Here is an 11,601-nt window from a genome sequence, read left to right on the forward strand (position 1 = left end):
GATGTTATTGCTCACCATTAAATTCAATATCATCCGTTGAAGCGCAATGGAAATTCTTTTTTTCCTTAATCATACGGCAAAAAATATTGGTTATGGTCATGAAGCTTTTTAGACCCAGCCATGGATAATCTTTACTTTTTAGCACGTCATGAGCCCTTTTATAAATAAACCCTTGGGGATTGTTTAAAAAATAATGGACCCCTTGAAGTTTCATTGCCAGACCGAGCATATAGGGTTGTTTGGGTAATAGACAATTTTGTTCTTGACCTTGCATGAGGGTTGACCAGTTTATTTGTTCTGAAATCAGATGAAATCCGCTAGTAATTCTGGGATTGCATTCTAAAGCAAAAGCCTTTCCTTCACTCACTATAAAATCAAAGGCAATTTGTCCACTAAAGCGATATTTTTCGCAAAAAACTGTAACAAAATGTGCGATTGCTTCTATATTTGCGGGTTCAAAGTAAATCCCTGCAGCCGGGCCGGAAGTATATTTGGGATGGTAAGCCGTTTGAATCAGGATCTTGCCTTTATCTGCTATGGCGTAGCTGCAGTATTCTTTCCCAGTAATGAAGAGTTGCGCCACATAAGGAACATCAAGTTTTAATTCGGTAATGGCTTGTGGTGATGGTTTAATTATTAAATGGGAGCCAAAACGAGAATAAACAGGTTTCAATAAGATGTCTTTGTTTAATGGAATTCTGCCTTTCTCATCTTCAGTTGTTACAAGCCAACTTTGTGGCGCGTCTAATCCATAATCTAGAGCAAGTTGATTAAAAATAAACTTGTTATGTAACGGATTAAGTCGCAAGAAGGATTCGCAGAATAGGCGAGTATATTGCGACAGCTCTTCATATCCTTGGCTGATGAAGAAAATTTCTTCACAAGTAGGAATAAGTAGATCAATTTGATACTCAATGATTATTGTTTTAAGAGCTTGAATGAATTGTTGAAGTTCCGTATTAGGCTTAGGCAGGGTGAAATGCTTTTGTAATCCTTTTACAAAGCGGCCGAGAGGAAAATGCATACTGTCAGCACTATAAACGGCATGCCCTTGTTGAATCAGGCTGCGCATGACATCCATGCTTGCTGGAGCTCGGCCCCCAGTGACTAGTACTCTCATTGAGTTCTCCTCTTAAAGCAGTCCACCCCAGGATAATATCTGGATTGGATGCGACGGTGTTTCAATGTATTGTCTTTAGTTTTATAGGGCTGCCAAAGCCAAGTTGGTGTGTCACAACCTAGGTTGATGAACAGTTGGTTTAAATGCCTAATTAACTCCTCCCGATGGTTTATTTCAGGAAAAACCTGTATAGTAAATTCAGTAAGGGAGTTCTGGCATATCCGATAATCATCAAAATTTATAGGGCTACTGGTCATTTTTTGGCGAAGGGCGTCTGCAAAAATCGGCAGTATTTCATTCCCTTTTTGGCCATAACAGACATCGCCCAAACGACCTTCAATAGCAGAAAGCTCAGTAAATACTCCAGTAGATTTTTTCGCAATGAGTACATCATCCAAACGATAACGAATAATCGGTTGAGAGGTACGCATTAAATCAGTAATTATTGGAACAAAACGCTGTTCATCAATCCAGTCTTTTTCAATTATTAAAAACTCCTCATTCATCACCAGACTATTACTGCTTTTATCACTTGCCGCGAGAAATCCCTCAGTGCATTGATATACTTGTGATACGGGCAAATTGAATGCTTTACTAATGAATTCTTCGTCTGCTTGTTCCAATACTTCAGCAACTGCAACGATCTTTTTAGGGCGGATTGTGAGTAGATTTTTGTTTTGGGCAAGTAAGCGCAAGACACTGGATGGAGCTGACACAATCGTTGGATTAAGTGCATTTATTTTTTTCAGATGCTCCTCAAAAGGGTGTAGAAGATCGAAAAAATGAAATTGTATTTTCCTGCTTTTATTGAGTGTCATATAAAGTTGGTTGTTAGCCCTCAAGAAAAAGGCGATTCGCTCTTTTGTCTTAAGGCCGTGAGGCAATACTTTTGCTAGGATAATCCCAGTCCAGGCATCACGTTCTCTTGGACTAGTCAAAAACAACCCCCTGGTGCCCGATGTTCCTGAGGAAAGGCCAATGGCGATGTCATTGATAAGGGGCGAAAAATTGCGAGTTTCCTCTGCTGTTAAAGCAATGGTTAATGCGTCTGATTTCTTAATTTTCACGGTATTTATTTCATCGAAATAATGATTCATTATGGTTTTATTCATAATGGGCCATTGATGAAAAGGTTTATCAAGATAATCCTTATAGAAGGGGGAGTTAACTAGTGTTTTTTGGACTAGAGAGTGGAACTTCTTATTTTGATAGGCTATTAATTGTTCATGAGTATTCAAATAATACTTTAAATAAAGAGTCTTATAGTAATAATAAAGGATGCGAGCTAGCATGATTTTTGAGCCCCCGTCCGTTCACGTGAATGCTTACAGTGGGTAGGAATAATCTCAATATTCTTATTAGACTTATAGAGTTCATGGAGATTTTTTATTGTATTAATGTATTCTTCTTTATTGTCATGAATTAGGTAGGTTAAATGACTGGGGTAAATAAGTTCTTTAAAGGTTTCCTGGTGCCAGCAACTGTCGGCAATCAGAAACACTTCAGTTTCTGCTTTAAAGTACAAACCGATATGGCCTTTGGCATGTCCTGGCAAGGGTATAGCGATGAGACGCTTGTCGCCAAAAACATCATAACCATAGCGGAATGGGTGTAATGATGGTTCTAATTTAACTTTCCTGTTGCCAAGAATGATGGTTCGCTGATAAAAATCGCTAGGTAAGAGATCAGGCAAAAATCCCTTGAGTAGTGCCCTGAATTTGCTTTTATAGCGAATACTTTCAAGCCCATCCGGATGGCAAATAAAGTGAGCGTTGGGAAAATCAGATAAACCAGCGATATGATCTGAATGGAAATGAGAAATCACCACATAATTGATGTCAGTAGGCGCAATATTTTGATCCTTGAGTTGATCTTTTAGTGATTTTTTCAAGGTTACTGGGGTTAAATAACGATACAAAGAAAAAGGGAACCGTTGAGTTAATTGAAAAAAACGATGACTATAGCCTGTATCAAATAAAATAAAACCTTTTTCTGGATGATTTATTAGAGCGCATGTGGATGGGTATTCTCGTTGTTTCAGCATTCCGGATTGCAAGGTCATTCGTTCACAATGTCGACAAAAACCGGATTCAAAAAGTTGATAAGTCAGCATGAAGATTGATACCAATTGGCGTATCGATGTATGCCTTCCTCGATACTCACTATTGGTTTGTAATGGAGATCTTGTTTGGCAGCGTCAATATTAAGGGTTTGACCAAGGGCTAATACACCACAGCTATATCGTGTAATGCTAGGTTCACCTAAAAAAGGAAGATGATGAATTATTTCAAGGCAATAAGCAATACGTTTGGCAAACGCATAGGAGATCTGTTTTACTTTAAGCGATTTGTTCAGTGCTCTATAAAGTAACTTAAGGATAGTAATCAATGATTTAGGTTCGTTGTTGGTAATATTGTATTTCTTCCCATAGAATTTATGCGATGCATTGGCAGCTAGAATCAAACTTTCTACGACATTATCAACGTACGTGATATCAATAATTTGCTCACCCGAACCGATAAGAGGCAATATTCCTTTTCGTTCTGCTTGCAATAATCTGGGAATAATCGCCCTATCAAAGGGGCCAATAATGGCTCGTGGACGTAAAGTAATTACTTTCAAATCTTTCTCAAGATAGGCTTTGTCAATTAATGACTCAGCAAGCAATTTGGATTTTATATAATAATTAGCAGGAATTGTGGGTAAAGGGTCATTTTCCTTGATCTGATGTTTTTCTTTAAAGTCAAAATAAATGCTTGGTGAGGATACATGGATAAGTCGCGAATTATCGGGTGTTGCTTCGATGACATTTTGGGTGCCCACCACATTGGATTGATAAAATTTATCCCAAGGTCCCCATGGGCTAGAGAGCGCTGCACAATGAAAAATAACTTGGGCTCTGCGAGTTATTTTTCTCAGATGCTCTTTTTCTTTTAAATCCACTTCTATAAATTGTGCTCCTAGCTGAGTTAGGATGTTGCCTAGTTGTCGATTACGTCCTAATGCAATGACTTTATTTCCTTCTTGAAGTAATCGGTTTGTTAAGTTCATTCCTAGGCAGCCAGTAGCTCCAGTTACTACATAGAGCATTTTAGTACTCCAGGATCATTCCAGCAGAAGAGAGCCCTGCACCGGTACCTAACAGGTAGATCCGCTGACCGCGCTTTAATTTCTTGCTTTGCGTGAGTCTGTAAAGAGCCATGGGTATAGAGGCTGCCATTTGATTTCCATGGGTGGCGTAAATATTTACTAATTTTTCTAAAGGGATGTTGAGTCGTTTACGCAGATGATGCATAGCTAGCAAACTTGCCTGGTGCGGGATAACCCAAGATATATCGGATAAAGTTAATTTAGCTTGTGAAAACACCACTTGATGAGTACTTAATAGTAGTTGGGTTGCCAATTTAAATACCTTTTTACCATCCATAGTAAACAACCCAAAACGCTGATGATCAAAAGGAAGGGAAGGTGGGATGCGCGTACCTCCTGCTTCAACTTGGCAATAGGAAGAACCTATGCTATGAGTTTCCATATGGGAACTGAGTATTTTACTGGAACCATCACTTTTTTCTATGACACAGGCTGCGGCCCCGTCGCCAAATATGGTGCAGGTTTCCATATCATGCCAATTAAGTCCAAGTGAAGGTATATCACTTGAAACAATCAAAGCACGCTTATAACGTCCCGCATCAATTAAGTATGAGACTGTATCCAGAGCCGTTAAAAAACTAAGGCAAGTGCTATTAATATCAAAGCAGGCTATTCCTGAAGATTCTAATCCTAGTTGTTTTTGAATTAAGACTGAGGTCGACGGAATAGGTTGTTCTACTGCACCACAAGCTGAAATAATGAGATCGATGTCGTTTGGTTTAATACCAGCTTCCTGTATTGCTTTAAGGGCTGCTTGGCCTCCCATATAAGAAGTGGTTTCGTCTGGTGAAGCAAAATGCCTAGAAATAAGCCCTGACTTTTTTTCAACAGTACCTAAGGGCAAGTTAAGTTTTTTGTCCAGCTCTATAGATGAAATTAAATTCCGAGGTAAATATTTTCCTATTCCATTGATTTTAATACTAGGCATGATATTACCTACAAGTAGTTGGATTTAACATTATACATTTAGTCTTTTAAATGATCAATAAGAATGAAGTATTCTGAATGAAGTATTCTTGTAGACTCAGGGTTGAATCTATTCCTTAATTCCTTAAAACTACTCAAAAATGGTTCGTGTACTTGGTTGATCGTGCTGTTTTTCCTGAATATGAGATATCAATCATGAGAATTATAGGAGTCAAATCTTCCCAATCGACCTTTAAAATTCATAGACCATATATTGATTTCTCACTATTTAAAATATATTAATGAGGTATAACTTATTTTTGGTTAACCATTACGAATGAAATTTATAATTAGCAAGAAAAACAATCCAGAGTCAATTACTCTTGATCTAGAATCAACAGCGACAATAGATGATTTGTTTTTAATTCTTTACGATTCTAGAAGTAGAAATTATGCCCATCTGTCTTTTAAAGAGTATCAAAATTTTATTTCTGTATATTACAACTTATTATATGGAGATCGATTCATAAATAAATTGCTCCCCGGGACCAATTTATCGGATTATCAGCTCGAAGAGCCATGTTATTTAACTTGGGAAGAATTTGCTGAGGAACAGTGCTCTTTAGCCCATGTTGAATTTAATCCTATGAGTGGTAGATTCTTTCTTTGGCAAGGTAATATGGAACAAAATGAATCTGCGTCAACTGAAGCCAGCGATGATATGAAACCTGGCATACCCTAAGAATAGAGGGCTTACATAAAAGCCAGGTTAATTGCATAGTATGTTCGGAATTCGAAAAATTGGGGATGCTGGCAGGGCCCAATCTTAGCGAATAATCCTCTCATTGCCTCGGCAAATCAGCATAATGCGGGCCTCATCTCGTTTATTACCACAGAAAGATTAGAAGAGCTATCTTCTTTAGGCTCAAATAAATTGCCGGCTTTAGAGCACGCTGTCCTAGGGTCCGATTCAATAGTTAAATTTGCCTTAGGTTGGTAACCTAAAGCATTCAAAACCTTTGATGTTGTATTTTCAGTGACTTCTTCAGCTACCTTCTTATCATTGGGTTTTGCAGACACAACTTTTTGTTGTTTAAAAAGGTATAAATTCGTTAAAATGATCGTAGATTCCAGTACCATCAGGGCAACACCAAGTATAGGATTAAGCGTAAAACCTAACGCAACAAACAACCCTGCTGCCACTAAGGTAATTACGGAATTATACGTTAAGCTCACAAACAGGTTTTGGAAAATATTTTGCTTGGTCTTTTTTGACACATCGAATGCTGTAGCAATAGGGAATAATAATCCTTGCTGTACGACTATGTCTGCCTGCTGTTCAGTGATGCTGTCACCAATGGTTGATTTAACAGCAATGCCTATGTCTGAATAGGCAATTGCTGTGGCGTCATTGGCGGCATCACCTACCATAGCGACTTTGCACCCTCTGCGTTTTAACTTTTGAATATAACTTGTTTTGGAAACCTCGCCAGGTTTACTGACAGCGCCTACAGTATTCGCACAAATGTTATCTTTAGAAATACCCAATAATGCGGCATATTTTTCTGCAGAGGCTCTATCTGCACCTGTACACATATGTACTGTTTTACCAAGACGCTTTAATTGTTTCACTGTTGTAAAGGCATCTTCTCGCAAAGGATCAGCTAAGGCAATTTGTCCTATTACTGTTCTGTCTCGGACAATATAAATGGAGCCATTTTCAGGATTATCATAAGGTGTATCGATATGTGCCACCCCGTTTGCTAAAAGCATATCCTTATTGCCCACTATGAATGTCTCTCCATTAATCGTGGCTTTTATGCCAGAATGATGACTTTTATCAATGGACGTTATTTCTAGTACTTCGCTTGTAACAGCGCCTTGTTCTTCTATATAAGACTTTATAATTTTTGCTGCTGGATGATCGGATTGACTTTCTAATAACGCGATATGACTCAAATATTTTTTATCATCGATATGCAACGTGTCGACTTCAATTTGACCTTTAGTCAGTGTGCCATTTAAATCAAAAACAATAGTATCAACATCAGCTGCCGCTTGTAATGCTTTTCCATTGTTAAAATGAATTCCATTGTCAGATGCTTTTTTCATGCCGATTTTAACTGCGAGGGGCGTAATCAAACTTAAGGCACAAGGACAGGCGCTTACGAGAACTGATACAACACATTGAATGGCAAGTGCAGGGTTAAATAATGAGCCTATGACGATGCCTGATACAATTGCTACTGCGATCAAACCAGGAATAAAATATTTCAATACCTTATCTGCGAATATTTCAACAGGGGCTTTTTCATCATTAGCCTTATTAATATTTTTTGCAATTAATGACAGATAAGAGTTTTGATAAGTTTTAGTAACGCGCATTTCCAATGAAGGAATATGATCAGCTAAACACATGCCAGCTTTCACAACATCACCTGGCTTAAACTCTTGAAGATGAGGTGAGCCATCAATGCGTGTAGTATAAAGTAGCGCTTTTTTTGTTAATACACCATCAACGGGAATCACATTTCCTTTTTTAACTATAATAATATCATTCGGAATTAATTTTTTGACCGAAATTTCTTTATTTGGCTTTCCCTTTAAGAGGACTAGTGGAGGTATGCAATCGCGCACATCTAATTTTTTATTGATTTCCCCGATTAAGGTATGTTCAATTCCTTCACCTAAATGCCAAAATGCTAAAACAAGAGGTGCTGCTTCGAACATCATGGGTAATCCAGGAACAAACAAACTGACAATAGACACAGCAAAGATGGTTAGTGTACTAATCGAGTATAAAGTTGTGGTATCCCATTTTTTTTCTTGCAATGCCTGCCATGCTGAGCGATAAACGGTACTTCCCAAATATAATGTCATCAGCGCAGTAAGCCCTGTTATGATATAATAGGCAATAAGAGGAATATTAAAGCTTGCAATAGAAAGAACAAGTAAGCCCACTCCCCAAATTAAACCTAATACCGCTTTAAGCCAATGATTTTCGTGATGATGCCCATGATGCCCATGATGCCCATGATGCCCATGAGAATGATCGTGATGATGCTTATGAGAGTGATTGTGTTTTTCGGTTTTTCTGCGCTTTTTAATGCGGCCAGAATGATTGTGCTTAGAAGCATGTACAGGTTGATGCTCTATTTCTTCCTCATCGTAAAGTGCTTCTACCTCCATGTTTTCGCGGATAATGATCCCTTCCTCCAACAAAAGCTGTGTCACTTGAGCCTGCACGGTAATATCATCTTTGGATTCACACAACAAGCTGATGCTTTTATTAGGACTAGTCAAATCAATGGCTACCCTTACTAAGCCTAAGCCTTTCTCTTTGTTCAAAATTTGTTCAATTTTCTCTGTGGCTTTTTCCAGGTCAAGAAGTTGGGCATCATCTGAAAGGCGAAATCGATAATTATTGTAATACATTGGTTTCCTCTATTCGAAAGGGCGATAGATGCTTAAGAGAACCGTACATCCCAACCCACAAAAATGTTACATTGTAACATTTAATTGTCGAATAACAAGAAACATTAAATAATTTTTAGACATCAAATCGTTTCTATGAAATAATCAATGGTGTTGGAATTATGATAATATAATGTTCGCTAACTATTAGACCTAAAGATAATTGATGAAACATAATTTACTGGACAAGGCTTATAAGCATTGTATGAATCGTGGCTACCGATTTACTGAGCCAAGAGAGCGTGTCCTCAAAATACTAGTGGCTGAGAGAAAGCCTCTTGGCGCTTATGATATATTGCAAAGATTATCCATGGAAGTTAAGAACCCCAAGCCACCTACTGTCTATCGGGCTATTCAGTTTTGGCATCAAGAAGGTTTTATTCATTGCATTGACAGCCTTAAATCCTATGTTGCTTGTCTACATGGACATCATGTAGGACAAGCTCAATTTCTCATTTGCAATCAGTGCGATTTTGCCAAAGAGCTAGAGTGCCTTGTTGATTTCACTTCCATAATCGAATCGGCTAACTCTATTCAATTTTCAATTATAAATTGCACCATAGAAATTAAAGGATTATGTGCCGATTGCAGCCCTACTAATTTGAAGAATTAATCGCCAAGATCAGTTCGCTGGATTTTTGAATCCAAGCTGCGCTTGGCTTATTCTTCCAAACCAAGAAATAACTCTAAACAGCATCCCATTTCCATCGGAATTGTCCATTTAATCTACTTGAAGAAAGATAGTGAAATGATATGCTTAATGGAATCCACCAATAATGGCTGCAGGGAACAATTCGAGTAGCAAATTGCACTCCAGAAAAAGGTGTTGAACCGATGAAAACATATGAAATGTATATTGATGGGAAATTTACCCTAGCTAAAAGCAGGGCTACTCGCCACATTATTGATCCAGGTAATGGCGAGTTAATTGCAAAAGTGCCAGAGAGCGCCAAAGAAGATGCAATACTTGCGATCAAAGCTGCTCGCAAAGCTTTCGATGAAGGAGAGTGGAGGAACACACTGGCTCTTGATCGGGGTAAACTTTTATTTAAAATTGCTGAACTGATTCGTGCTAATGCCACAATGTTGGCAGAGTTGGAAACACGAAATTGCGGAAAGCCTCTGGCTGAAGCTGAATTTGACATAACAGATGCTGCCAATTGTTTTGAGTTTTACGGAGGACTTACTACTAAAATTCATGGCGAAACGATGTCAGTTCCTGCGAACTCTTTTAGCTATGTTGTTCGCGAACCTATTGGAGTGTGTGGACAGATTATTCCATGGAATTTCCCGCTACTTATGGCGGCCTGGAAACTTGCGCCAGCACTCGCTGCAGGAAACACAGTCATATTAAAGCCTTCGGAACTAACGCCGTTGACTGCATTGGAGTTATTCAAGCTGATTGATCAATGCGGATTCCCAGCAGGTGTTGTGAATCTTATAACTGGTCCAGGCGCTGAAGTCGGGGAAGAATTAGCAAGCAATCCTATGGTGGATAAGGTTGCTTTCACTGGGGGAACAGTAACTGGAAAAAAAATCATGCAGGCTGCTACTGGGAATTTGAAAAAAATATCTTTAGAGCTTGGTGGAAAAAATCCAAATATTGTTTTTGCAGATTGTGATCTTGATATGGCAATTGATGGCGCTCTATTTGGGGCATTTGCAAACCAAGGTGAAGTATGTTCTGCAGGTTCTCGCTTGATAGTGGAGCGAGCTGTCCACAAAAAAATTGTGGAAGAAATGTTGAAAAAAATTCCAAACATCAAACTTGGCCATGGTTTAGAAGCTGGGGTAAAAATGGGGCCATTAATTTCGGACGCGCACCGTGAAAAAGTAGAGTCTTATGTCAAGATCGGAATTGATGAAGGTGCAACATTGCTCTGTGGTGGTAAACGCCCTGGCGGTAGTGAGTTTGCGAAAGGTAATTTTTTTGAGCCAACTATTTTTGATGAGGTGAAGCCTACGATGCGCGTCGCTCGTGAAGAAATTTTTGGCCCTGTACTCGTAGTGATTCCTTTCGACACCGAAGAAGAAGCAATTCGCATTGCAAACGATACGGATTACGGTTTATCTGCTGCTGTGTGGACCAAGAATATTAATCGCGCTCATCGAGTGACTTCTCATCTTCGAGCTGGAATTCTTTGGGTAAACCACTATCATCCCACGTTTAATGAAATGCCCTGGGGAGGGTACAAACAAAGCGGATCAGGTCGCGAGCTGGGTTTATATGGAATCGAAAGTTACCTTGAAGTCAAGCAAGTGAATATTAACCTTGATGAAACACCAATCGGTTGGTACTAAAAATGCAAATTAATATTAAAACTTCAATACCGGGGCCAATATCCCAAAAATTGATGGAGCAACGTCGTAAACATATTGCGAAGGGACCATTTCACGCGACTCCCATTTTTGTGGAACGAGCAAAAGGTTCCTTTTTGGAAGATGTGGATGGGAATGTATTTTTGGATTTCTCCTCTGGGTTTGGCGTGGTGAATACAGGGCATGCTCCTGATGCCATAGTAAATGCAATCAAAGCTCAGGCTGAAAAATTTATCCATACCGGCTTTACTATTATTCCTTATGAAAGCTATGTCAAAGTATGTGAAAAATTAAATTATCATACGCCTGGAAATTTTGAAAAAAAATCATTCCTGTTAAATTCAGGCGCGGAAGCAGTAGAAAATGCAATTAAAATTGCACGTGCCTATACTGGTAAACAAGCAGTAATTTGCTTTGATCACGCGTTTCATGGGCGTACGTACATGGCAATGACACTGACATCGAAAAAGCAAACCCTATAAAACATGGATTCGGCCATTTCCTTCCGAAGTTCATCGCGCTCCTTTCCCATATGAATATCGTTTGGAATGGAGAAAATTGTGTTGAAGAATGTTTCAACGATTTTTCTGATCTTGCTAATTTTCGTGTAGGAGTTGAAAATATAGCTGCCG

Annotated in this window: 9 protein-coding genes and 1 pseudogene; 4 read left to right on the forward strand and 6 right to left on the reverse strand. The window is 38.8% G+C overall.

What is annotated here, in order from left to right; all coding sequences use genetic code 11:
• Positions 1–4 precede the first annotated feature (4 nt).
• The 5 genes from OK13_RS02390 to OK13_RS02410 are packed head-to-tail and all read right to left on the reverse strand — an operon-like array spanning position 5 to position 5,198.
• A complete protein-coding gene (locus OK13_RS02390) occupies positions 5–1,120 on the reverse strand; it encodes an ATP-grasp domain-containing protein (protein ID WP_035887270.1) in 1,116 nt (371 codons plus the stop codon).
• Positions 1,117–2,412 carry a F390 synthetase-related protein gene (locus OK13_RS02395; RefSeq protein ID WP_035887273.1) on the reverse strand — a complete coding sequence of 432 codons (1,296 nt, stop codon included), beginning with the start codon at positions 2,410–2,412 and terminating at the stop codon, positions 1,117–1,119. Before OK13_RS02395 ends, OK13_RS02390 begins: the two co-directional genes overlap by 4 nt.
• On the reverse strand, positions 2,406–3,233 hold the full coding sequence (locus OK13_RS02400) for an MBL fold metallo-hydrolase (protein ID WP_035887276.1): 828 nt from the start codon (positions 3,231–3,233) through the stop codon (positions 2,406–2,408). The genes OK13_RS02395 and OK13_RS02400 overlap by 7 nt, the downstream gene beginning before the upstream one ends.
• Positions 3,227–4,210, reverse strand: a complete 984-nt coding sequence (locus OK13_RS02405; protein ID WP_035887279.1) for an NAD-dependent epimerase/dehydratase family protein — start codon at positions 4,208–4,210, stop codon at positions 3,227–3,229. Before OK13_RS02405 ends, OK13_RS02400 begins: the two co-directional genes overlap by 7 nt.
• Before the next feature lies 1 nt (position 4,211).
• Positions 4,212–5,198, reverse strand: coding sequence for a beta-ketoacyl-ACP synthase III (locus OK13_RS02410; RefSeq protein WP_035887282.1), 987 nt, complete (start codon positions 5,196–5,198; stop codon positions 4,212–4,214).
• Positions 5,199–5,513: 315 nt separating this feature from the next.
• On the opposite strand from OK13_RS02410, the gene OK13_RS02415 reads away from it, so the two are divergent.
• Positions 5,514–5,918 (forward strand): hypothetical protein, encoded by a 405-nt coding sequence (locus OK13_RS02415; RefSeq protein WP_035887288.1) that lies wholly within the window; start codon positions 5,514–5,516, stop codon positions 5,916–5,918.
• A gap of 116 nt (positions 5,919–6,034) precedes the next feature.
• Here the strand turns inward: OK13_RS02415 and OK13_RS02420 are convergent, their stop codons facing one another.
• Positions 6,035–8,611, reverse strand: coding sequence for a heavy metal translocating P-type ATPase (locus OK13_RS02420; RefSeq protein ID WP_052117529.1), 2,577 nt, complete (start codon positions 8,609–8,611; stop codon positions 6,035–6,037).
• Positions 8,612–8,816: 205 nt separating this feature from the next.
• Between OK13_RS02420 and OK13_RS02425 the strand changes: the two genes are divergently transcribed.
• The 3 genes and pseudogenes from OK13_RS02425 to OK13_RS02435 form a co-directional block, all read left to right on the forward strand.
• A complete protein-coding gene (locus tag OK13_RS02425; RefSeq protein ID WP_035887291.1) occupies positions 8,817–9,263 on the forward strand; it encodes a Fur family transcriptional regulator in 447 nt (148 codons plus the stop codon).
• Between the two features lie 221 nt (positions 9,264–9,484).
• The gene (locus OK13_RS02430; protein ID WP_035887294.1) at positions 9,485–10,951 is read left to right on the forward strand and encodes an aldehyde dehydrogenase family protein; all 1,467 of its coding nucleotides are present in this window, start codon (positions 9,485–9,487) and stop codon (positions 10,949–10,951) included.
• Positions 10,926–11,601: pseudogene (locus OK13_RS02435) on the forward strand (aminotransferase class III-fold pyridoxal phosphate-dependent enzyme); the annotation flags it as partial. The gene OK13_RS02430 and the pseudogene OK13_RS02435, both read left to right, overlap by 26 nt.

This window comes from Legionella norrlandica, assembly GCF_000770585.1.
In the GTDB taxonomy this organism is placed as follows: domain Bacteria; phylum Pseudomonadota; class Gammaproteobacteria; order Legionellales; family Legionellaceae; genus Legionella; species Legionella norrlandica.

What these genes read in the sequence shown, in the direction of transcription:
- OK13_RS02425 (WP_035887291.1), top strand. Translation starts at nt 8,817, where the DNA reads ATGAAACATAATTTACTGGACAAGGCTTATAAGCATTGTATGAATCGT.
- OK13_RS02410 (WP_035887282.1), bottom strand. Translation starts at nt 5,198, where the DNA reads ATGCCTAGTATTAAAATCAATGGAATAGGAAAATATTTACCTCGGAAT.
- OK13_RS02405 (WP_035887279.1), bottom strand. Translation starts at nt 4,210, where the DNA reads ATGCTCTATGTAGTAACTGGAGCTACTGGCTGCCTAGGAATGAACTTA.
- OK13_RS02400 (WP_035887276.1), bottom strand. Translation starts at nt 3,233, where the DNA reads ATGCTGACTTATCAACTTTTTGAATCCGGTTTTTGTCGACATTGTGAA.
- OK13_RS02415 (WP_035887288.1), top strand. Translation starts at nt 5,514, where the DNA reads ATGAAATTTATAATTAGCAAGAAAAACAATCCAGAGTCAATTACTCTT.
- OK13_RS02430 (WP_035887294.1), top strand. Translation starts at nt 9,485, where the DNA reads ATGAAAACATATGAAATGTATATTGATGGGAAATTTACCCTAGCTAAA.
- OK13_RS02420 (WP_052117529.1), bottom strand. Translation starts at nt 8,611, where the DNA reads ATGTATTACAATAATTATCGATTTCGCCTTTCAGATGATGCCCAACTT.
- OK13_RS02395 (WP_035887273.1), bottom strand. Translation starts at nt 2,412, where the DNA reads ATGCTAGCTCGCATCCTTTATTATTACTATAAGACTCTTTATTTAAAG.
- OK13_RS02390 (WP_035887270.1), bottom strand. Translation starts at nt 1,120, where the DNA reads ATGAGAGTACTAGTCACTGGGGGCCGAGCTCCAGCAAGCATGGATGTC.